Genomic DNA, 22746 nt, shown 5'->3' with positions numbered 1-22746 from the left:
CCGACTGCCTGGTCGGAGATGTAACGAACCGTCTTGTAAGAGAACGGCCATGAACTTCCTGTACCATTCGGGATTTGGTCTGATGCATCGGTTTTTCTCTGGAGAAGATGATGATACCTGCGAAAGGTTGGCAGCCAATGTCGGCGGTTCCGGTCATCCCCAGAAGCACCTGCAGGCTCTTTGGTGCGATCAAAGCGCTCGGGACTATGAAGAACACCGCAATTCTCGTCCATGGTCCACGGGGATGTGTCTACCATGTTGTCTATATTCTCAGTATGAGGGGTGAACATGCCCCGCGCATCTACTCGACATGCCTCGATGAAGAGGATGTCATTTTCGGAGCAGAACACAAACTGACAAGAGCGATCGAGGAACTGGACCGGGCGCTCTCCCCTGAGGTGATTGCCGTCCTCTCCTGCTGCGCATCAGATATCATCGGTGAGGATGTGGCTTCGTCCGTCCGCGGCGCATCGGTATCGGCCCGTGTTCTTGCCCTCGATTCCGGGGGTTTTGAAGGCGACCATGCCGGAGGCTACGCCGATACCCTCGCCGCAATCGCCACCATGCTTGCCGGGTCCAGCGGGGCCGTTGAGTCCTCGCGGGTCAACCTCATTGGAGTCCTCCGTTCAGGACCGGACCTGGCAGAGATGAAGCGGCTCCTCGCTTCGGTCGGGGTGACCACGGGGACCGTCCTCACCGCCGGATCAGGAATTGACGACCTCGCGCGGGCAGGTGACGCCGCCCTGAATATCGTTTTGTGCGAGATATCCGGGCTCAAGGCTGCGGAAGTGCTCCGGCAGCGTTTCGGCACACCGTTCACGACCGTCGATCTCCCTATCGGGAGACCGGCAACCGACCGGTTTCTCGCCACCGTGCTCCATGGTCTTGGCATGATGCATGAAAGGCCTACTGCTGCGCTGTCCCCCCCTGCCATTCCCGGAAGCGTTCACATCGCACTGTTCTCGGGCCCTGCCCGGGCCGTTGCATTCTCGGCGTTCCTCTCCTGGCTGGAGTGCCCGCCCCGCCTGGTTATTCTCGACGTGGTACCACCATCTCCGGACCGTATCCGCCAGGCTGCGGGTCCGGATAGCGATATCCTCGTCATGCCTACCTGGGAGGAGATCGAGGAACACCTGGACCGTGCCGGGATCAACCTTATCCTTGGAGGTCTCCTCGAACGCCCCTTTGCATCAACGCGCAACATCCCCTCAATCGATGTGATGCACGGCAGCCAGGTTACATTCGGTCCTGGCGGCCAGGAAAACCTGGTCCGCCGTATCAGGGAAGCGGCGGCGCGATCCGTGAAGGGATAGAACGCTCCATTGTTGTGAGCGTTCGGCTCAAGCGGCCTTTAACAACATCCTCCAGAGCATAATGAAGGGATTGAGGAATTACCCCCAAAGGTCCGCACGGACGACATGCAATTGTTCTCGAAATCGTCACCGGGTGGGGGAGCCTGGATTAGCATGATTGATCAAAAAATTCATTGATCCTTTTCTGTGCGCGGTCCTGTATCTGGAGGCCTGATAGTTTCAGCCCGACCAGGCGGATGGGACGACCATCGGAGAGCTCGGAGAACAACTGCCATGCCGTTTCCCGGATTGTCGGGAGATCCGCCCGGGGCTTCTCGACAGTCCGGGATTTCGTCCGGGTATGAAAATCGTGATAGCGAATCTTGACCGTGATCGTTCTTGCTGACATCCCCCCGCGAGAGAGGGTTTCTGCAAGGTCCCCGGCCATGTGGGAGAGGGTGTTTTGGATTTCCCGGAGGTCCCGTGTGTCATTCTCGTAGGTCATCTCGCGGGAAATGGACCTGACGGTCTCATGGGCCCTGACCTCCCCCCGGTCGATTCCCCGTGCAAGGTCCCTTATGAAAACCGCGGATCGACCGAACCGGTCGATGAGTTGTTGGATGTCTGCTCTTGCAAGGTCGCCAATGGTGGAAATCCCCATGTCCTGGAGTATCCTTGCAGACTTGGTCCCGATCCCCGGGATCTTCCCGACCGGAAGGGGGGCAAGGAAGGAAGCAGCCTCCCCGGGTGCAACAACCAGCAGACCGTCAGGCTTGGAGCGATCGGAAGCTATCTTGGCCAGGGTCCTCCCGGATGCGATCCCGATCGAGCAGGCAAGCCCTTCCTTCTTCCGGATCTCATCCTTGATCTCCTGCGCCGTTCTCCGGGCAGCCGAAATATCCTGAAGATGGCTCATATCCAGGAAAGCTTCATCGATGCTGACCTGTTCGACTACCGTGGAATATGTTCCAAGGATGTCCATCACTGACCGGGATGCCTGGTCGTAGAGTTCGAAATGGGGGCGGATGAACACTGCATCCGGGCAGCGGGAGTAGGCCTGAGAGATTGGCATAGCCGAGCGGATCCCGTAATTTCGTGCCTCGTATGAACAGGTGCAAACAACACCCCTGCCAAAGCCGCCCCGGGGATCGGCTCCAACGATGACCGGCCGGCCGGCATATTCAGGATGCTCCCGGATCTCGACCGATGCATAAAAACTGTCCATGTCGACGTGGAATATAATCCGTCGGGCGGAGACCCCGGAAGTTCCCGGTTCTCCCTGAACCATTTCATCACCTTGAACCGGGTCCGGCATTCGTCACCTCCTGCGTCTCCCTCTCCCGAAGAATCGTTGCAGCCGGGGAAGGTTCTGTTCGAAATGGATCGAGAGAGACGGAAGCGTGTATGGGAGATAGCGCATGATCATCGCCATTCCGGTAAGGCCTTTCCCAGGGAGGCTCTTCTCGCTCCCGATAACAGTGTTCTGGTGTTTGATGATATTTTCCAGAAACTCATCAACCGAACCGGCCTGCGCACAGGTGACAACGGTTCCAATATCACGGAGGAGATGGGCATCGCTTCCTCCAACAATGCCGAGATTAAATCGGGCAGCGAGGTGAGCTGCCTGGATATTGCCTGAACGGCTCATTCCCCCGCAGATAGCTTCCACTGCGTCAAACTGTTTAATGATTTCCGGTGGAAGGTAATTGCGCTCAACACATCGGCCGACTCCTTTATTGAAGAGAAGGTACCCGAATGGATGTGCCGCAGTGCACAGGCAGTGATATCCTGATACACGGTCGAGGATTTCCGATGTCGTGAGCCGAATCGCCAGATACGGGCTTGCCTGTTTTTTTCTCTCTATGTGACTCCGGTAGAAATCGATGAGATCAGGGAGTGCGGAAAAATAAACCAGGATATGGGGGCCGTCAAGGGCACTGATCTCAATGCCGGGGATGACGATGGATCCTGGCGATGACGCAAGGGCTTGCCTGCACCCGCTCACCTCGTTGTGGTCGGTTATCGAGAGCCCGATACCAAGGGCTGAAGCGCGGGAGAGGGCGTCCCTCACCCGCACCGGTGCATCCGAATGGCAGGTATGGCAATGCATATCGATTGCACACAGCCCTTGCCGTGCGAGCTCTTCTATGACCGGTCTCGTGAACCGGACCCGTCCTGATATCGTCCGTTCCCGGGGCGCCATGTTGCTATCGGGAGGGTTTGTACGAACCTTCCTGTTCTCTTTCCTTGTTGGAAATATCATACGATATAGCATTGGATAGGGCAGCCCCTGGCGTAAATTGACCAACGGGGCCAGGGTTCCGGCACCGGGTCATTGCCGACACCCACCCACCCCACGATCAATACATGTTGTTCATGGTTGAAAAAAGGCAGGCGGGAATGGCGATCCTGCCGGGGTGAGGTCTTGGCTTCCCCCAATGGTACACCGGGTGGATGGCCCCGGCCAATCAGGGGATCGGTTGCTGCTGGCTGATGCAGTGAATTGTCCCAAGACCTCTCACCAGCGCCCGGCAGTCAACTCCAATCACAGCCCGGTCCGGGAAGACCGATGACAGGACTGCCCGGGCCCTGGTGTCGTTCGGGTGCCCGAACTCCGGCATGAGGACTGCCATGTTGCTGATGAGAAAATTGGCATAACTGGCCGGAAGGCGTTCGTCACCGCCGACATGGCCGGGCATGGGCAGGGGAACGACCCTGAGGGGTACTCCTTCCTGGTCTGTTGATTTCTGGAGGATGCGGTAGTTCGCGGCAAGGGCAGCATGGTTTTCGTCACTCCGATCGGGTTCAACGGCACAGACCACTGTCCTTGCATCCACAAACCGGGCGATGTCATCCACATGGCCATCGGTATCATCACCGGCAATCCCTTCCGAGAGCCAGATAACCCTGCTGCAACCCAGGAATTCCTTCAACACCAGTTCTATCTCTTCACGGCCGAGGCCGGGATTCCGGTTAGGATTCAGGAGACACTGCTCGGTGGTTATCACCGTCCCCTTTCCATTGACATCAAATGAACCGCCTTCCATGACGACACCAGGGGAGAAACACCGGATCCCGAGCTCGCGGTTCATCATGGCCGGGATAACGTTATCGTACAGCAGTTCCGGGTATTTATTCCCCCAGGCATTGAACCGCCAGTCGACCATCGCCAGCTGATTGCTCTCCCGATTCACCAGGAACGTGGGACCGTAGTCCCTGAACCAGACATCGGCATAATCGATAATATGAAAACGGAGTCCTTCTGGAACCCCTCCATTCATTCCAAAGAGCCCTCTCACCCGTTCTTCGGTCTCCTGGTCCCTGATGAGGAGGTTGACCCTGCCACCGCGGCAGAGAGGCCTGATGATGGCCTGGTAGGTTTTTTCGACGTCGGAAAGCTCAGGAAATGTCTGCTCGTCATGGGGCCAGGAGAGCCAGATCGAATCCTGTGGTTCCCATTCGGCGGGCATGTGAAAACCGGCCCCTCTCGGGGTCTGGATATGTTCCATGGATCACTCCCCGCTGGTCAGGATACCATAGGTATCAGGTCGACGGTTCCGGAGAAAACCCCAGCCTTCCCTGACTTCTGTGTTCATCCCTGGATCGATTTCTGCCATGAGCACCTCTTCAGCTTCACCGGCCCGGGCTGTAACCATACCGAATGCATCGGTGACAAATGAACTCCCCCAGAAAACGAGGTCGCCTTCTGATCCAACCCGGTTGACTGCCGCCACATGAACCCCGTTTGCAATCGCGTGTCCCCGCATGACCGTTTCCCATGCAGTGCGCCAGTCTCCTTCCGGTGAGTCCCGCTCCCCGTGTATCCATCCGATTGCGGTTGGATAAAAGATGATTTCAGCCCCGAGAAGGGTGAGGGCCCGTGCCGCCTCGGGGAACCACTGGTCGTAGCAGATAAGCACCCCGAAACGGATAATGGGCGTTGAATAAACGGCATACCCGGTTCCTGCAGAGAAGTAATCCTTTTCGAAGAAGAGCGGGTCATGGGGGATGTGGACCTTCCGGTACGGGGGTTTGAGAATTGATCCGTTGTGGAGAACGACCGCAGTGTTGAAGAAGCATCCACCTGTTCCTTGCTCGAAGATGGGGACAATAGCCGTGACCTGATACTTCCGGGTGAAGGAAAGAAACGCCTGTACCGATTCTCCATCGACAGGTTCGGCGAACGCTGAAGCATCCCTCCGTTCATACTGGGGGAAGTACGGGGTTCGGAAGAGTTCGGGGAGACAGATTATTTCAGCTCCATCGTGTGCTGCTTGTTCTGCAAGCGAAACGGCCCGTTTGAGATTGTGCCCGGTATTTTCAGAGACCGACTGCTGTATGAGCCCGATCCTTATCCTGCGGGGTTCCATGGTTCGATGCAGTGTTGTAGGTCATCCTACATCTAGGTGTCTTTCTTATTGCTGATACCGGGGTTCTGCTCATCCTGCATCACCCTCTCATTCCGGCAGACCACATCCCTTAAATACTCCCCTATCAATCACCATGCACGGGCATGTCGGCGGTCACCATCATTACCGGAGATCTCTTCAGGCTGCACGATTGCCGGGGGCATCCGGAGTCGCAGGAACGACTGGTACATGCCTGTTCAGGGATTCCTGCAGGATCTCCAGTAGTGGAACCGGAACCTGCAGGGCGCGACGACCTGCTGCGGGTCCATACTCCGGCATATATCGACCTGATCAGGGACCAGTCGGCTGCTCTTCCAGAATTTCGGTGCCAGTTCCTGGACCCTGATACTTACATAACCTGCCACTCGTTTGAGATTGCCCGGTACGCTGCAGGGGCAGGAATCCAGGCTGCACGAAGGGCCCGGGAAGGCACTCCGGCATTTGCCCTGGTCCGGCCTCCAGGGCACCATGCCGGGCCTTCAAGTCACCTCGGGTTCTGCATATTCAACAACGCCGCGGTAGCTGCTGCCTCGGTGCTTGGGCATGCTGATCGGGTCGCCATCGTTGATTGGGATGTTCACCACGGTAATGGAACCCAGGACATTTTTTATTATTCGGACCGCGTTCTCTATTGCTCGGTGCACCAGGAGCACCTGTTCCCAGGAACCGGACTGAGGGAAGAACGCGGAGCGGGTGAAGGAGTGGGCTTCACCCTGAATGCGCCACTTCCCGCAGGGTCGGCGCTTGCTGATTACCGGAAGGTATTTTCGGAAGACTTCCTGCCGGCGATACTGCGGTTCGACCCCGGGCTCGTTCTTGTATCCGCAGGCCAGGACTGCCTTTCAGATGATCCGCTCGGGGGTATGGCCCTCCGGCCGCAGGATCTCGGGGTACTTGCTTCAGACCTAGCCGGCACCGGAATCCCCATCGCCCTTCTTCTTGAAGGTGGCTACGGCCCTTCCCACCCTGCAGCAATCGGTGCGATCATCCATGCGCTGGAGGACTATTAAGAAGAGAACTACGAGCACCCATTATCCGCATGCCGGAAGAGCAGTTATCTGCGATACCAGGGATGCAACGACCATCGAACCGGGATTACGCAGAACCCCTGCCATGTTCACCGCGCAGGGTAACCGATCGCTGCAAGGCTTTCTGCGATCTCTCCGAGAACGGAAGGATCATCGATTGTTGCAGGAACCCGGTACTCGAGGCCATCGGCTATCTTTTTCATGGTTCCACGAAGGATTTTCCCTGAGCGGGTCTTGGGAAGACGCCTGACCACCACAGCAGTTTTAAACGATGCAATCGGCCCGATCTTCTCCCGGACCATCTGCACCAGTTCGCTGGTAATATCACCTGGTTTCCTGCTGACACCTGATTTGAGGACGATGAAGCCAACCGGGATCTCCCCCTTCACGGCATCATGAACCCCGGCCACTGCACATTCGGCGACATCTGGGTGAGATGCCAGTACCTCTTCCATGGCACCGGTTGAGAGGCGGTGCCCGGCTGTGTTGATGATATCGTCTGTCCGTCCCATGATCCACAGGTACCCGTCCTCATCGATGAAACCGGCATCGCCGGTCAGGTAGTAACCCGGATATTCCAGAAGGTAGGTGCGGATGAAGTCCTCATCGTTATTCCAGAGCGTGGTGAGACATCCTGGCGGGAGGGGGAGGCGGATAACGATGTTTCCCGTCCTGCCGGATGGCAGCTCGGATGCATGGTCATCCAGCACCCGGACATCGTAACCTGGTACCGGTTTTGTGCAGGAACCTGGCTTCACTGGGAGGAGTTCTATTCCCACAGGGTTCGCACCGATAGCCCAGCCTGTCTCGGTCTGCCACCAGTGGTCGATAACCGGAACACCGAGGTGATCTCGTGCCCATACGAGCGTATCGGGATCGCATCGTTCACCGGCAAGGAAGAGCGTTCTGAACCCCGAAAGGTCGTACCGTTTAATATAAGTACCGGTCGGGTCTTCCCGCTTGATTGCCCTGAATGCGGTAGGTGCGGTGAAGAGTACCGAGACCCGGTGATCGGAGATTACCCGCCAGAAAGCTCCAGGGTCGGGTGTTCCTACCGATTTCCCTTCATACAGGATCGAAGTGCATCCATACGCCAGGGGTCCATACACGATGTACGAATGCCCGACCACCCAGCCTACGTCCGATGCAGCCCAGAATACTTCGCCGGGAGAAAGCCCGTAAATATTCTTCATGCTCCACAGCAGGGCGGTCAGATGCCCGCCATTGTCCCGTACTACACCCTTGGGAATACCGGTTGTCCCGGAGGTGTAGAGTATGTAGAGAGGATCGGTAGCCGCGACAGGTGTGCAACCTGCCGGTGGAGAATCCATCAGTTCCTCCCAGGGCCGATCCCGCCCCTGTACGAACGCTGCCTCTTCCTGGGGACGTTGGAGAACGATACAGGCCTCCGGACTCAATCCCGACTGCCCGATCGCACTATCGAGGAGCGGCTTGTAAGGGATGATGCGGTTCACTTCGATCCCACAGGATGCTGAAATAATGACTTTAGGCCGGGCGTCCCGGATGCGGGCGGCGAGCTCCCGGGAAGCAAACCCGCCGAATACCACGGAATGGATAGCCCCTATACGGGCGCATGCGAGCATGGCGATGACTGTTTCAGGAACCATGGGCATGTAAATGACAACCCGGTCACCCTTGCCAACGCCGAGCTCCCGGAGACCTCCGGCACAACGGGCGACGAGGTCCCGGAGTTCACGGAAAGAGTACGATCTGACGGTCCGGGTCACCGGGCTGTCATAAATGAGTGCCGTGCGGGACCCGGTTCCATTCTCTACATGAATATCGAGGCAGTTCCTGCAGGTGTTCAGTATACCCCCGGAAAACCATGAATGAAACGGGGCATGGCTGCCATTTAACACAACGTCCCATTGTCGCTCCCATGTAACTGCCATCGCAGCCTGTCCCCAGAATCTCTCAGGCTCCTCTATCGACTGGCGGTACAGCGAATCGTAACCATTTCCTACAATGACCCCTCACCCTGTCATATTATAGCATGCCAATATTTCTCCAGAATGGTCAAATATTTTTTCACCACCCCGGTGGGCAGAGACTCGGACGGTTTATCTGCACCTTCCGAAGGCAGATATAACCCGGGAGAGGTGAAACGAGTGATGCGGTTTTCCCTCGTCCTGCGACCGGTTGTCGGACTGGCCAATGGTCTGTTTGCCATGCCCTTGAGGAGGGGGACTCAGATCGCCTCGCACATCGCCGGGACGGTATTGATCACCGTCACCTGGTTGTGGAGGATTTCAGGGACCGATGGCCTTTGTAAGGTGGATGGACGTGATATGGGCAAGACCAATCCTCACCTCATTTGATCACCGGATAGTCTCTATTAATTCTCTCCATGAACGGTGTCAAGATGATTATCGAATGTTAATTATGGATAGTGTACTCAAGGCCTTTTTTCTCCACCCTGGGTGTTTTCCGGGTAGAACGCAGGCATCCAGGTAAGAGGTATCATTCTTTCCGGTCTGGAACACGAAAGGAATTCTCCTGCTCTGCGGCACCCGTGAGGTGAAGTGGGGAGGGAGTGCCCGGGGCCCGCCCCTGCAGGAGTATGATACCTGTTCACAGGAGTGATCCAATCACGATGGAGCCTGCATAGATGAGCATTGCAAGGTGAAAGAGCGGCAGGACCTTCATTCCCCCTTCGGGGGTTGGCTGCCTGGCCAGGTGAACTGCCGCAAACGCGAGGAGCGCAAGTCCTAAGGCCACGCCAATGGTTGCGATTGGATCGAGCCTCGTGATGAACAGGAATGCAGCGGCCATGTGGACAAGGAGGAACCCGACAATCCACCACACGGTTCCGCTCATACCATACAGGATCGGGATGGTCTGCATGCCCCGTGCACGGTCGTTCTCGACATCGGCAAGGTCATTGACCCCGAGGTGTGCCATGGCGAACGGGTAGAAGAAGAGGAAGTAGCACAATGCGGTCGTATCCGGGAACCCCGTGCAGAGATACCCTGCCACTGGAAAGAGGGCAAAATCGGTCCTCCCCACCAGTTGTGCGATGGGAACCGACTGGGTCCTCTTCCTGACCTGGTAGAATGCCTCTGTGCCATAGCCACAGAGCATGATGAGCGCGACGTAAAGAGAGTGCGGGAAGGGGAGGGTGGCGATGACAATCAGGGTGCTGACGGCCAGGATCAGGAAGAGGAGGAGGGCACTCCGCGGGGAGACGAGCCCGGCCGGAATCGGGCGTGTCCCGAAGATCCTCCAGTACCTGGTGAGCCTCCCGAACTCGGTGTCTTTCTTGTCATACTCGCGATCAATGTAGTCGTTCAGGACAATACCTCCCTCGAACCCGAGGAACCCGATGATTGCGGCCCTGATTAGGTCGGCAAGAGAGAAGGTACCATACGTGGCGGCTGCAAGGAGGTAGCCCGAGCAGAAGAGGAGCGGCCAGGCAAAGAAGAAATGGAGCCTGAGCAGGTCTGCATATCCCCGGAGCGTCGCCATGCAGTATCATAATATTTCAGTCCTGGTACATACACCCTCTACTTGGGAGAGCATGGTGCGGGAAGGACCAGGGAGACTCTGCCCGTTTGTCCTTTTTCGGATCTTCGTAAGGCTGTTTTTCAGGACCGATCGTTTGTTTATCTCATTTCAAGATGGACAAGATTTTTTACTCTCCTGTCGATATACCCGATAGAAGGCAGGGAGAGCCTATGAAGGATATATACCAGAGCATCTATGATAAACTCGAGAAAATTGGAGTTTTCTCCGTGAACCAGTACACGGTTATCGAGAGACCCCCCGATCTGCCACTCTGCATCGACCGGCTCTCACCTGATGTTTATGCACTCTCTCAAAATCCGGTGATCGATGGAGTGGTTTTTGCAGACCCCGATATGGAAATCCGTGTTTCTCACCGCACCAGGACGGCCGAGCCTCTCTCATTTCAGGACCGTTCAGGAAAGCGGGTCGTGTATCCTGAATCAGGAAAGGTGAACCTGACAGCGAAGAACGAGCTCGCCGAGTATCTGGATCGCTGGCTCTCCGATCTCCTTTCGAAAGGATTTATTCGCTCCCAATAGACGGTCTTTCCAGATGGGATGAAAATATTCATTCCTTCCCGGGCTCAACGTGTGCTGACGAAGCAGTGTTCATGACTGACCCCCCATTTTACCACCCGGCATTTGAGGACGCTTTCCGCTTTATCATTGACGACTACGGCATTACTCCACGGCAGATTGCAATATTCATCCCATGTGCGGTCCGGAAGCCCTACAGCAGCAGCCCGAGCCACCGTTTGTTTGCACGGATTATCGCCTCTGTGTTCAGCGAAAGGGAGTACCAGATGGTTATCTTTGGCACCTGCGGCGTGGTTCCGGTCGACCTTGAGCTGATGTATCCGTTCGCCCACTACCAGTATATGCTCGGGAAGTGCCAGGACGAACGTATCAAGCAGGACTTTCTCGAGATTGAAACCGAACGGATTTCCCTGTTTCTCGAGAAAACCCGTCATTGTTATCGTGCAAGGATTGCATACTGTATAGGGATCTTCAGGGAGGCCATGGAGCGGGCCTGCGCCCGGTCGGGCATCTATCCGGATCTGCTTCTTCCGACCCGGCCGATCATCGAGCGCCAGTACGATAACCGCTACCCGTTTCCGGAAGGGAGCCTTTCCATGCCGGAATATATCGAAGAATTCAGGCGTGGCCTGATAGCTGTGAAGGAGGCAATTGCCCCACACTCTGTCATCCCCTGGAATGACGGCGTTCCCGGGACAAATTGCAAGGGATCTCCTGCACCTGAAGCATGATGTCGGGCAGTTCAGGGCTTTCAAGGAAGTGGAAAGGATGTGGTCAGCAGGTTTTCCGTTTTGCCGCAGGATGCACAAATTTACCTTCGATTTCCTTCGGAAAAATCCAAAAGATTTAATAACCATTCGTATCCATTCTATAGCAGGTGTATTAGTGTCCAACTAAGTCACCTAATGAGCGTTCAATCCAATGGTCGATGTCCTGCCCTGAACGGGCAGGGCTGAGACCTCCTTAAGATGCCACCTTTCCTTTTCTGGCTGGCCGTTCCCATACAAGTCTCACGTTTCCAGAAATCCCCCCACCCCAACCTCCTGGTATACGGGATGAAATCCAGGCCGGGTGAAGACCGCTCCCGGTCAGGGCCGGGGGAGAACCGAAGTGTGCGTTTGCTGCGGGGAGCCTTCCCTTGCAGCGGATACCACGATCAAGGCCATGGATACCGCTCCGGGAAGAAGGATCAGCCTCTGGACGGGCACTTTCCATGCCGATGGCATTGAGGCTTACGATGACCGCATTAGCCCTGGTGATTGCGCATAGATCATCAGGACGACCTGGCGCTGGATTCCGAAGAGCCACACGTGATCTCTCCACCAGAACGTCCAGGGGGAGAGTGCTACGATATTGACGAGGAAAATCTCCCTGTGACAAGAGCGATGACATCCGGCAGTCCGAACACAGCCTGTGCCGTTTGGAAATACTCCAGCTAGAAACCACCGTAATATTATTCGGATTTGAACGATAAACGGGTTTTCACCTGTTTTAATTATCAACAAATGAAGAAACCGTTTCGAGGACTGGCACCGGTCCCCGCTTCAGATAACGATTTTTTTACAACCCTATGAACTGGATTTTCTCGTTTTGACGGGCTTGAAAATCCAATTCTCTTCTCCAGTCGTCAAATAGCAATCTTTATTTTTCACCATCCCCCAACTTTGTCATGCTATAACATAGCATACAAAGGCAGGAGAACCATGAAGCAGGAATTTATACTACTAGCCCTCCTTTGCATCGGTATTGCATTGTTTGCCGGATGTACCGATCAAAAGGCGGCAACCGAAGAGTTGAAGATCGGCGTAGTGGCCTCAATGACAGGGCCGGCAAGCACGACCGGAAAAGACATGTGGCAGTCAGCAGTTCTGGCAGCCGATGAGATCAATGCCGATGGCGGCGTGTATGTGGCCAATCTCGGAAAAAAGATCCCCATCCGGCTCATCCAGGGGGACGATGAATCAACCCGGGAAGGCGGTCAGAAAGCGGTTTCCAGACTGATCACACAGGACAATGTTGACATCCTGGTCGGGGGGTTCTCCAGCGCCGTGGTATCCGCCCACCAGTCGATCGTTGCCGATCACAAGGTGCCCTATATCATCGGCGGAGCCTCAAGTTCAGCAGCATCGCGGAGGACTGATCTGGATACCAGTACCATGTTCTTCCACCGGCCGAATACTGAGGATTCCGCTGAGGTCATCATGCTCTTTATCGACCAGGTTATGCGCCCGGCAATCAATGAGAGATATGGGTTCTCTGCAGATCGTCCCCTGCGCCTTGCCATCGTCTACCAGGACACGTCATTTGGCACCGGGCAGCGAAGCTCCGTGCACGACCACATCAAGAGCCACGGCCTGAATGTCGACGTAGTTTTTGAAGAGAGTTTCAAGATGGGAGAATCCGATTTCAGGACCGCTCTTACGTCCGTCAAGGCAGCCAACCCCGATGCGGTATACACGGTGACCTTCCTCAACGAACTGGTCCCGCTTGTCCAGCAGGGACGCAGGGATGTCGGCCTGGACACCATCTTCTATGCTATCGAATGTAATGATGATCCGGACTTTTACAAGGGTGTGGGGACCTATGGTGAATATATGATGATCCAGAGCAGGTTCTCACCCTATACAGCCCCCATGGAGACCAGGAATGCCCATGCCGCTTTTGTCAAGAATTTCGAAAAGCGCTGGGGCGGATTTCCGGGCATGATGGGGGTTGTAACCTACGAAGGGGTGTACACCGCTGCAAAGGCAGTTGAAAATGCGGGATCGATTGAAAAGCCTGCAATACGGGATGCCCTCGATGAACTGGAAATCCCCGAGATGATCGAGGTCATGAAGGACGGCAAAATCGCCTTCTCAAAAGAGTTCAGGGAGAGCAAGTTCGAACTCTATATGGCCCAGCTGATATGGGACCAGGGTGCCGGTGAAACCCGCCCGGTCATCGTCTGGCCAGATTCCATGAAAGAGGCCGGGTTCATCATCCCTGACTGGTACAAACCAGGGCAGGGTTGAATAATCATCCTTTTTAAAACAGCAGGTTGATGCTGATCCATGGCTGGAGGAGTTGACATTGTACTCCAGGTTCTGATCTGGGGACTGTATGCAGGCTGTATCTACATTCTGCTTGCAACCGGGCTGAACCTCATCTTCGGAGTGATGAAGGTGGTGAACTTCGCCCACGGAGAACTGCTCATGCTCGGGGCATACATCACCTTTACGTTTTATGCGCTTTCCGGGTGGAACCCATACGTCCTTCTGGCGGCATCTGTTCCCCTGCTCATCCTTGTCGGGATTATTATTGAGCGCCTCTGTTTCCGGCCGATCCTTGGAACCGGGAAGCTGAATGAGATCTTCATCTCGATCGGCCTGATCTACATCGTTCAGAATGCGGCAGCGCTCGTATGGACCGATGAATGGAGAATCATCCACAGCCCCTATGAGAAGATTACCATATCGGTCTTGGGGGTAAACATGCCGCTTGATTATCTCATCATCATCATAACTACCACCCTTATCCTGGTTTTCCTGCATCTCTTCCTTCGGAGAACCAGAACCGGCAAAGCGATGAGGGCCACCAGCCAGAACCGGAACGGGGCCATGCTGACCGGCATCAATGTCGAGCGCATGGATATGCTCTCGTTCGGGATTGGCGCAGGGCTGGCCGGTGCGGCAGGGACGCTCTGGGTGGTCAGCGGGCAGGTATTTAACCCCTATATGGGCTCGATTCCTGCAATCAAGGCATTTGCAATCGTGATCCTGGGAGGACTAGGCAGCATCCCTGGTGCCATCATTGGGGGTTTAATCTACGGCATCGCTGAAAACTTCGCCATTTTCACCCTGGGCGGGGCGTGGAAGGATGCAATATCCTTCATTATCCTGATTCTCGTGCTCATCGTGAGACCAACCGGCATCTTCGGGGAGTCGGCAGAATGATAGAAATGAATAAAACCCTGGGTATCGGGTCAAAAAGGGCCAGGCTCCTCGGAACCATTGTACTCCTGGTCCTGGCAGTCGTGCTGCCACTCATTTTCGGAATGAACCTCTACCTGCTGACCATCCTCGTCCTGATGATTATCTTCATTATCTATGCCTCTTCGTGGAACTTCCTGACCTATACCGGGCAGGGATCCCTTGGTCATGCAGCGTTCTTCGGCCTTGGGGGATATGCCTCAGCCCTTATCGCCAACGCGAGCGGTCTCTCTCCATACATCACCATTTTCATGGGTGGTGGTGCAGCCGCCCTGGTAGGTCTCTTCATCGGGGTTATCTGCGTCCGGCTGAAGGAGTGGTTCCTCGCCATGGTGACGTTTGGATTTGCTATCATCATCCAGACCCTGATCGTGAGCCAGTTTGCCGCGGTGAGCGGGGGATGGGACGGGATAGCAGCACCACGCCTCGTGCCGTCAACCATACCGAACTATCAACTTATTGGATACTACTCGATTGTCCTCATAGCCGTACTGGTGATCCTGCTGTTCTGGATCATCCTTAAGTCCAAGATCGGACTGGCTTTTGCTGCTATCCGGGAAAACGAGATGGAAGCCCGTGCTGCAGGAATCGACCCGGTCAGGTACCGTCTCTTTGCGTTCCTTGTCAGCGCATATTTCTCCGGGGTGGCGGGAGCACTCGAGATCCATAACCTGGGATACATCACCCCCGAGATCTTTGGTGTCGATATCTCGTTCTGGCCGATTGTCTACTCGATATCCGGCGGCCTGGGGACCCTTGCCGGCCCTATTGTCGGCACCATCGTCATAACCGTTCTGTGGGACGGGCTCCTGATGCTGGGTATCACCTATGCCCGCTTCGTCATTATCGGGGTTCTTCTTGTACTGATCATCATATTCCTTCCCAAAGGCCTGATTTCCCTACCGGAAAATGTGAAGGAGTTTATTGGAAAGATAAGGAGATCCTCCTGATGTGCCCGGGGATACCCTGGTGCCATCCTTTTTATCCGGAATCATTTATCAGGTGAATTGAATATGAGAAGTATTTTTCTCCGAATGAAATTGCTTTCTTTAAATTCATTTTCTCCAAGGATGGTTATGATATTCGGAATCTGAGTATGACCTTGACAATCGCTGAATGGGGGAGGATATGGTTCCGTGTCTTGGGCAGGGCGTCATCGATTACTGCTGATATCCCGAGTTCATCGATCATGCCGGCCACCAGACCGAGATGGACAATCTGCTTAGAACTGAAATTCTTCGCCGTGAATTGAGATGCAGGCTCCACAGAATATGTATTGCTGCGCTAAGATATAACCCTAAGTATTTTATTTTTAGAGATCGTAGGGCCACGTGCGAAAGGTGGGAATAAAGGTTTTCTACCGAACCGGGCTATTCAATTATGAGGTGTTGATTTGACATTAATCTCTATTATAATACCTGCATATAATGCTCAAAAATTTGTTAATCGATGCCTTGATTCAATTCTCTCTCAGACCTTTAAACCTGACTTCGCCAGAAGAAGGATGAGAAGGTAGTGTTTATATAATTTCATGCAAAAAAACACAGCCTTCTCATTAGGTAATATAGCATTAATCGATAAAATTGATTCGGAGACCAACTTTTTCGCATCAGTTCTTGGCGGAGTTGGTGGTCGAAGCAAGTCATTCATACCATCCGTAAAACTCTCATCAGCAACAAACTCAATCAATCGGTATCGATCAATAAGATTCTGGACTTTACCCCCCGACGAACTTCTCAAGACACTGGGGTTTGAAGATACAATTTCAGACCGGAGTTTGTATCGGACTCTGGAACGACTGGGAGAAAGAAAGTCGATTGTTCTTGACCAGTTTCAACGCTGGATCTCCCAGCAGAGCCTCGTGGATCCAACCCAGTTCGTGGACTTCAGTTCGAGTTACTTTGAGGGGACAAAATGTCCGCTGGGGAGTTAGGGTATTCCCGGGACAATCAGCCAGGAAACTCCAGATCGCATTTGGGATCAGTGTCGGCCTCAATAACATACCGACGATGCTGACCATCCAGAAAGGAAATGTTCAGGATAAAAAGCATATGCAGATGCTGATCCGGTTATGCTCGAGCGTTCTTCCTGAAGGCAGTCTTCTGGTGTTTGACTGTGGAGGGAATACCCAGGATAACAAACGAAGGATCCGCGATCTGAAGTTCCATTATTTGACCCTGAAAGCAAAGAAGAAAGGACCATACCGGAACGAGATAACGATCTACCATGCCAGGAAAGAAAGCCAGGTTTCATTCGTTTCTGGCAACCGGGTCTATTCATGTGTCAAATATCGGGATGGCGAAGAAGTCCGGTACATATTTTTCTGTGACGACCTGGCCTGTGACCAGTTGACGAAGAAAGCAAGGAAACTTGAGAAAGACCTGGAGAAGGGGAAGGTTCTCACAAAGAAGGTTGAACGCGGAAAAGATCTCGGCCAGTATATCGCTCCTGGAGGTTGGATCATCGCCCGTGGTCATCTCCAGAAGATCATTGGCGATATCCCCAACCCCTATGTAACCGGTCTTGAAGGTTTCTTCGTGCTTGAATCAACCATCGATGATGATCCCGAAAACATCCTGAATGCCTACAAGAATCGTGACCGTGCAGAGAAGTTCATCCGGGACCTCAAAGAAGGAGCCGAGCTCCGGCCGATCCGGCACTGGTCCAAACACGCGGTGATCGGGTGCGTGTTGATCGTTTTCCTCACCAAAGTCCTGGTGAGTTTGACACAACTTTTCTGTAAAGATCCCGTCGTGAAAAATCTGAAAGTCCTCAAAAATTATCTCACGAATTTGACACTTACGATCATATACCCTTCTTTTGGGTATCCTGTCAAGATCATTTCCAACTTCTCCCCAGAAATACGCCCAATTCTTGGAGATTTTATCAAGAGATATGGTAGCCTGGAGGCGCCAAATCACTGGTAAATTGCTTCTGGCGAATTGGGTTAAGTCGTTTAAATTTGATGGAAGTACTGAAAAGTGGCGAAGTTAGGCTTATAATAATTCAGGATAGTGTCCGGATCCAGGTCAAGATCATTTGTTGCCAGGATGAACCGTCCGAGACGTGCTTTCTCCTGCTCAACCACTTCCGGAACGATCTCAAGCGGCGAATCGACCAAGTAAACTGTCTCAACAGCCTTATCCTTGCCCGGGCGCCCCTTTCTTACGTTCTTCTTTTTTGTCTTTGAGAATACCTGGACACTATCAGCGAACAGGTAAGGGTACGCATCAAACCACAACCGTGCAGCCATGCGTGCATCGGGCTCACAGGCAAGTTCCTTGGCACGGAGCTTCTTCCATGATTTACGCGCTTTTTCCAGCCGCTTGGCCAGGTTCCTCACATAGTTCTTCTCACCTGCCATCCGCCTCTTCTCGGAATGTACCACGATCCATTTCTGATCAATTCCGGCGTAGGTAACGAGACGCTCATGAAACGAGTATCCTTCCTCCTTCCCGGAGATCATGGGAATATCGGCAAACAGCAGCGACTTGGCTTCATCGATGGTAGCAGGGGGATGGCTGATCCAGAAGGTATGCTGACCGGGTGTCTGCAGTTTGGGAGCGGTATAGAACGCACTGTCGGCGATATAGTAGGCCTTGTCTTCGAGATTCAGGTTCTGCTGTACCTTACGAATGGTCTCAAGGAGGATCTTCCTGTCTGAGAAGCAATTACAGGCCCTGGCTGGATGGTGATCCTGGTAGGGGGTTAAAAGGAAATATTCATCAATCATCCTGCATTAAAAGCCTGTGAGTTCAATGAGAGGATCACGGAAGAGCACACATGCCCTTGCAACACTCACCTCCATCCCCACCGGCAGGGTATTTCCTGCCCGATGTACCACTGCAACCACGCAGCAGCCACAAGTACCTGTCTTGCACTCCGGGACCCATTCCACCGAGGAGAACATCCGGAAGGCTGCGGGGGATGATTATACCACTGGCATCCGGGAGTCCGGGAACTGGTATAACGAGGCCGGGCAGGGCATGGGAGGGACTCTCCAGCTTGAACCAGAGAAACAGACCCTGAAGGACGAGGGGACCTGCCCTGCCAACAAGGAGAACCCCGGACTGGCCCCGGCCACCGAACAGGGGGACAGTCTCCTGGACGCCTGCAGTGTCATCACTGTATGCACACCCACTCAGCCCTCTGAAAAGACTGCCGTGGCCGGCAACCTTGTGAATTTTCTCACCTGCCCTGGGATCCAGGCTGCCACTGGTGAACCCAGGGAGGATAAACCTGGCAGGAACCTCTTCACCCCGACAGCCGGGGAATGGAACCGGTTCAGGTTTGACTGCACGAACCCTGCGGCCACAAGAGACCTGCAACAGCTTGATCACTCCAGTATTTTCCCATGGCCGGACGGGATTTGGGGGTCCAATGGAAGGGAAATCCCCGGTCATCTACTGGCTTTGAGGGTGGAAATCTGAAAACCGACTGGATCGTGAAGACATGGAAAGTAACCTGACTTGTGAGAAAGAGACGGGAGAGCGCATCGTACTGCCCCAAAGAATTGTGTTTTGCATCATCTGCATGCTTTCGCTCTCCATGGGGGCCTGCGCCGCCACTACATCCCTGAACATCGTCAAATATGGAGGTGATGGAATCACAATCCTGGATGAGACTGCTGTCACATATGAGTGGATGGAACAAAACCTCCCCGTGCACGGCGATGGATCCACGCACTACTACCACCAGGGCCCGGTCTTCCTCGACGACCCTGATCCCGCGACCCAGGAGATGCTGCGGTGGAACCCTCCCGAAGACAAGAACGTCCAGGAAAAGGACATGGGAGCATTGAAGGGGACCGATCTCCGTGACCTCTGCGAACTGGTTGGCGGGATGTCCCCTGGAGACACCGTGAAGATCAGGTCTGTGGACGGATTCGTCAAGGAGTTTTCCTACCGGAACGTGTATTTCCCCCCTCCACGGCAGGGGCCCCTTGTCGTGACCTGGTGGAAGGCAGACGCCGGATATGTTCCTGACTACCGGGAAGGGATGCGGCTTGTCTTCTTTGCCGATACAGGCACGAACCCCTGGGGAATCCACGCGTTTGGCAACTGGGATTGGCACGAGTCGGCTGATCAGAAGTACTGGTATTATTACTCCCAGGGGGACCAGAAATACCCGACCACGACAGGGCTCTCGGTCCAGTATATATCAGACATTTTGATATATCCCGGCAGTCCGGCACAGACTGAACCGCCACGCACAACAACACACGCCACAAGGGCTCCTACACAGGCAGGGTTCTCACTGCATGTGATCATGGGTGCTCTCACTGTCGGAGTCGTCCTTGTGTTCACCACTAAAAAGAGGTAAAAACGATGAATTCAAGTTCTTTTTCACTACGTCCATTTGACCCGCAAACTCATCGCAGGACGGGATTGGTCCCGTGCATCATTGCCGTAATCCTGCTCTTCGGGCTGATACATGTCACGTGCGCAGCTCCCACCACGGAAGTGCGTGTTGCGAAATATGCTGCAGACGGCATCACCGTTCTGAACGAGACGAAGGTGTCGTACCAGTGGATGGAAGCAAATCTCCAGGTACATGGTGACGGCCTGACGCACTACTATCACCAGGGCCCGGTCTTTGTGAGCGACAAGGAAGGGCAGTGGGATGCGAACGAAACTACGAACTTCAAGGACATGGGAGCCGTCAGGGGCACTTCGGTAAGAGACCTCTGCGAGCTCCGTTGGAGGAATGAATCCGGGTGACGAAGTGATGGTGAAAGCCTCCGATGGCTATCACGTGGAGTTCCCCTACGAAAACATTTACCACCCACTGCCCCGCCAGGGGCCGATCGTCGTCTGCTGGTTCAATGGCGAGGAGACCGCGGTGGGTGAGCGCCAGGGGACAGGATACCCGCCATCTTACTATGTCGGTATGCGGCTGGTTTTCTTTGCTGACAACTCGACAAACCAGGAGGGGAAGAATGTCTTTGGGAACACTGACATGAGGGAAACGATGCCTAAAGAGTCGATCCATCTCTTTGACAACCTCTATCCGTCGACAAGCGGCTATACTGTCAAGTGGGTTGACGAGGTGCGGATTTATTCTGATGGATATCACGGGTCCTCCGAATTGCTCCCGAAATCCTACGAGTCGAAGATGGATGAGACATACCCTCCTCCACCCACCAGGAGCCCGTTCTCCTCGTGTATTCCCCTCCTGGCGTGCCTTGCCTGTGCCCTCATGCTTGTGAAAAGAAACGATGGTGAACCATGAGAGTCACTGCCCCAATCCTCCTCGTCTCCTTTCTTGCCATCGGATTCCTGGTGACTGCAGGATGTTTCGACACGGAAAGAGCGTCGGCTGAGGCCACTCCTGACTATTCCGGCTGGAGGCTCACCCTGAAAGGAACCGACGAGCGTGTTCTCACACTGGATGACCTACGCGGTCTGCCTTCGGTGAATGGCCATGGTTACTGCGTCTCGACCACGGGGTTCAGGTTCGGACCCTACCGCTGCAAGGGAGTCGACCTTCGCGTCCTTGCATCCAAGGCAGGGGGCATGAAGCCCGGTGACACCATCTGGATATCCGCACCTGACGGATACCTGTGGGTTTTTGACCTGGACCAGATGGAAGGCAGAGGCTTCATCACCTTCAACGAGAGCCTTGCAGAAATCCCCTCACCGCCTCTTCGCATCATCCTGATGTACGAACAGGACGGAAAGCCGCTCCCCTACAATGACGGCGGTCCCGCACGCATTGCTATCATCTCCGAAGAACCGGGAGTGATCACCGAAGGGAGTGCATGGGTAAAATGGGTGGACAGGATCGAGATTAAGGAGAAGATGGCATGAACAGGGCGATCTTTCCGGTGATTCTCATGCTCTTTTCCTGCATCCTGTTTGGAGGGTGCAGCATGCACCAGGGCTCCGGAAAGATCCCCCTCAGGGTTGTTGCTGCGGGAAGCCTGCTCGTTCCTTTCTCAGAGCTGGAATCCCGTTACGAGGCACTGAACCCGGACATTGACGTCCAGGTCGAGGGGCACGGAAGCATACAGGCAATCCGCCAGGTCACGGATCTCTACCGGAAATTCGACGTGGTCGCAGTTGCCGACGAATCACTCATCCCTGACCTGATGTATCGCCCTTCCCGGGAGACCGGGAAGAACTTCACCGACTGGTATGTCCCATTCGCCCGGAACGAGATGGTGATCGCCTATACCGAAAAAAGCCTGTATCGAACAGAGATAAATGAGACAAACTGGCCGGATATCCTCGCAAGGCCGGAGGTCAGGGTTGGTTTCTCAAATCCCATGCTCGATGCCGCGGGATACCGGGCGATCATGGTCACCATGCTCGCCGGAGATTATTACGGTGACCAGACCATATTCCCAAGGGTGATAGGGGATCATTTTGATCCACCCCTTGTAATGGAAGAGTCCGCGCAGGGGCACACGGTCCGTCTCCCGGAGGTCCCCCGTCCGGCAGACCAGCACATCGTGATCCGTGACGGGAGTATCTTTCTCCTGTCCCTGCTTGCTGCCGGGGGGATCGACTATGCATTCGAATACAAGAGTGTCACAGAAGAACAGGACTTCTTTTACATCAGTCTCCCGGAAGAGATCAACCTTGCCTCCCCGGATTACGAAGAATGGTATGCAAGATCGCATGTAATACTCGGCTTTCCCCGCTTCTCCTCGATCGGCCAGGAGCGTGACGGAAGACAGATAGTCTATGCCATGACGGTCCCATCAGATGCACCATACCCGGATGAAGGACAGAAATTCCTGCAATTTGTACTGGGTCATGAAAAGATTGGAGAGAGAGGCTGGCCGGCCTCTCTCTAGGCAAATCTCTCTATGATACCGATTTGGAAAATCTCCGGAAATTCTCCGGTCCAGGACAGGAAAGGAGAGAAGGTTCCAGCAAGCATGGCAGGGCATAAGGGTCCGGGGGGCACCATCTGCGGTGCAGGTTTCAGGAAGAACTCTTGCGGCAGGAGATTTCTCAGCCGCTTTATCCCCGGAGCCTCTG

The 22746-nt window shown here is 54.5% G+C and carries 21 protein-coding genes and 3 pseudogenes; 17 read left to right on the top strand and 7 right to left on the bottom strand.

The window, feature by feature from the left end; all coding sequences use genetic code 11:
- The first annotated feature begins 137 nt into the window (after positions 1-137).
- Positions 138-1313 carry a nitrogenase component 1 gene (locus IPI71_09975; GenBank protein QQR70941.1) on the top strand — a complete coding sequence of 392 codons (1176 nt, stop codon included), beginning with the start codon at positions 138-140 and terminating at the stop codon, positions 1311-1313.
- Positions 1314-1461: 148 nt separating this feature from the next.
- Here the strand turns inward: IPI71_09975 and dinB are convergent, their stop codons facing one another.
- The 3 genes and pseudogenes from dinB to IPI71_09960 form a co-directional block, all read right to left on the bottom strand.
- Positions 1462-2580, bottom strand: coding sequence for a DNA polymerase IV (gene dinB, locus IPI71_09970; GenBank protein QQR70940.1), 1119 nt, complete (start codon positions 2578-2580; stop codon positions 1462-1464).
- Between the two features lie 30 nt (positions 2581-2610).
- Complete coding sequence (locus IPI71_09965; protein ID QQR72023.1) at positions 2611-3495, bottom strand: hypothetical protein; 885 nt, start codon at positions 3493-3495, stop codon at positions 2611-2613.
- A gap of 265 nt (positions 3496-3760) precedes the next feature.
- Positions 3761-5662 (bottom strand): annotated as a pseudogene (locus IPI71_09960) (agmatine deiminase family protein).
- Between the two features lie 143 nt (positions 5663-5805).
- On the opposite strand from IPI71_09960, the gene IPI71_09955 reads away from it, so the two are divergent.
- Complete coding sequence (locus IPI71_09955) at positions 5806-6711, top strand: histone deacetylase (GenBank protein QQR70939.1); 906 nt, start codon at positions 5806-5808, stop codon at positions 6709-6711.
- Positions 6712-6818: 107 nt separating this feature from the next.
- On the opposite strand, the pseudogene IPI71_09950 reads toward IPI71_09955, so the two are convergent.
- Positions 6819-8705: pseudogene (locus tag IPI71_09950) on the bottom strand (propionyl-CoA synthetase).
- A gap of 153 nt (positions 8706-8858) precedes the next feature.
- Between IPI71_09950 and IPI71_09945 the strand changes: the two are divergent.
- The gene (locus tag IPI71_09945) at positions 8859-9068 is read left to right on the top strand and encodes a hypothetical protein (protein QQR70938.1); all 210 of its coding nucleotides are present in this window, start codon (positions 8859-8861) and stop codon (positions 9066-9068) included.
- Between the two features lie 253 nt (positions 9069-9321).
- On the opposite strand, the gene IPI71_09940 is transcribed toward IPI71_09945, so the two are convergent.
- Positions 9322-10215 carry a UbiA family prenyltransferase gene (locus tag IPI71_09940; protein ID QQR70937.1) on the bottom strand — a complete coding sequence of 298 codons (894 nt, stop codon included), beginning with the start codon at positions 10213-10215 and terminating at the stop codon, positions 9322-9324.
- Between the two features lie 209 nt (positions 10216-10424).
- Here IPI71_09940 and IPI71_09935 point away from each other — a divergent pair, with 209 nt between their 5' ends.
- The 6 genes from IPI71_09935 (at position 10425) to IPI71_09910 (ending at position 15708) form a co-directional block, all read left to right on the top strand.
- On the top strand, positions 10425-10793 hold the full coding sequence (locus tag IPI71_09935; protein ID QQR70936.1) for a hypothetical protein: 369 nt from the start codon (positions 10425-10427) through the stop codon (positions 10791-10793).
- Positions 10794-10864: 71 nt separating this feature from the next.
- Positions 10865-11521: a DUF5591 domain-containing protein gene (locus IPI71_09930; GenBank protein QQR70935.1), complete on the top strand. Its 657-nt coding sequence runs from the start codon at positions 10865-10867 to the stop codon at positions 11519-11521.
- Positions 11522-11861: 340 nt separating this feature from the next.
- Positions 11862-12059 carry a hypothetical protein gene (locus IPI71_09925; GenBank protein ID QQR70934.1) on the top strand — a complete coding sequence of 66 codons (198 nt, stop codon included), beginning with the start codon at positions 11862-11864 and terminating at the stop codon, positions 12057-12059.
- Between the two features lie 434 nt (positions 12060-12493).
- Positions 12494-13801 (top strand): ABC transporter substrate-binding protein, encoded by a 1308-nt coding sequence (locus tag IPI71_09920; protein QQR70933.1) that lies wholly within the window; start codon positions 12494-12496, stop codon positions 13799-13801.
- A 39-nt stretch (positions 13802-13840) separates the two neighbouring features.
- Positions 13841-14722, top strand: coding sequence for a branched-chain amino acid ABC transporter permease (locus IPI71_09915; protein QQR70932.1), 882 nt, complete (start codon positions 13841-13843; stop codon positions 14720-14722).
- Positions 14723-14727: 5 nt separating this feature from the next.
- Positions 14728-15708 (top strand): branched-chain amino acid ABC transporter permease, encoded by a 981-nt coding sequence (locus tag IPI71_09910; GenBank protein QQR72022.1) that lies wholly within the window; start codon positions 14728-14730, stop codon positions 15706-15708.
- A 124-nt stretch (positions 15709-15832) separates the two neighbouring features.
- Here the strand turns inward: IPI71_09910 and IPI71_09905 are convergent, their stop codons facing one another.
- Entirely contained in the window at positions 15833-16024 is a 192-nt protein-coding gene (locus IPI71_09905; protein ID QQR70931.1) for a DUF4277 domain-containing protein, read from the bottom strand.
- 127 nt (positions 16025-16151) lie between these two features.
- On the opposite strand from IPI71_09905, the gene IPI71_09900 reads away from it, so the two are divergent.
- From IPI71_09900 to IPI71_09890, 3 genes are read left to right on the top strand one after another with little or no spacing between them, the layout of a single operon-like run.
- Positions 16152-16274 (top strand): glycosyltransferase family 2 protein, encoded by a 123-nt coding sequence (locus IPI71_09900; protein ID QQR70930.1) that lies wholly within the window; start codon positions 16152-16154, stop codon positions 16272-16274.
- A 15-nt stretch (positions 16275-16289) separates the two neighbouring features.
- Entirely contained in the window at positions 16290-16691 is a 402-nt protein-coding gene (locus IPI71_09895; GenBank protein QQR70929.1) for a hypothetical protein, read from the top strand.
- Positions 16660-17685: a hypothetical protein gene (locus IPI71_09890; protein QQR70928.1), complete on the top strand. Its 1026-nt coding sequence runs from the start codon at positions 16660-16662 to the stop codon at positions 17683-17685. The genes IPI71_09895 and IPI71_09890 overlap by 32 nt, the downstream gene beginning before the upstream one ends.
- A 29-nt stretch (positions 17686-17714) precedes the next feature.
- Here IPI71_09890 and IPI71_09885 read toward each other — a convergent pair whose 3' ends face one another.
- Positions 17715-18491 carry an IS1634 family transposase gene (locus tag IPI71_09885; protein ID QQR70927.1) on the bottom strand — a complete coding sequence of 259 codons (777 nt, stop codon included), beginning with the start codon at positions 18489-18491 and terminating at the stop codon, positions 17715-17717.
- Between the two features lie 25 nt (positions 18492-18516).
- On the opposite strand from IPI71_09885, the gene IPI71_09880 reads away from it, so the two are divergent.
- The 5 genes and pseudogenes from IPI71_09880 (at position 18517) to wtpA (ending at position 22559) form a co-directional block, all read left to right on the top strand.
- Complete coding sequence (locus IPI71_09880; protein QQR70926.1) at positions 18517-19188, top strand: hypothetical protein; 672 nt, start codon at positions 18517-18519, stop codon at positions 19186-19188.
- A 22-nt stretch (positions 19189-19210) separates the two neighbouring features.
- The gene (locus IPI71_09875; GenBank protein ID QQR70925.1) at positions 19211-20080 is read left to right on the top strand and encodes an argininosuccinate synthase; all 870 of its coding nucleotides are present in this window, start codon (positions 19211-19213) and stop codon (positions 20078-20080) included.
- 65 nt (positions 20081-20145) lie between these two features.
- Positions 20146-20989 (top strand): annotated as a pseudogene (locus tag IPI71_09870) (argininosuccinate synthase).
- Positions 20986-21567, top strand: a complete 582-nt coding sequence (locus IPI71_09865) for a molybdopterin-dependent oxidoreductase (protein ID QQR70924.1) — start codon at positions 20986-20988, stop codon at positions 21565-21567. Before IPI71_09870 ends, IPI71_09865 begins: the two are co-directional and overlap by 4 nt.
- Entirely contained in the window at positions 21564-22559 is a 996-nt protein-coding gene (gene wtpA, locus IPI71_09860; protein ID QQR70923.1) for a tungstate ABC transporter substrate-binding protein WtpA, read from the top strand. The genes IPI71_09865 and wtpA overlap by 4 nt, the downstream gene beginning before the upstream one ends.
- Positions 22560-22746 lie beyond the last annotated feature (187 nt).

The sequence above is a fragment of the Methanolinea sp. genome, assembly GCA_016699325.1.
Taxonomy (GTDB): Archaea; Halobacteriota; Methanomicrobia; order Methanomicrobiales; family Methanospirillaceae; genus UBA9949.
This window is presented reverse-complemented; position numbering and strand designations above follow the sequence as displayed.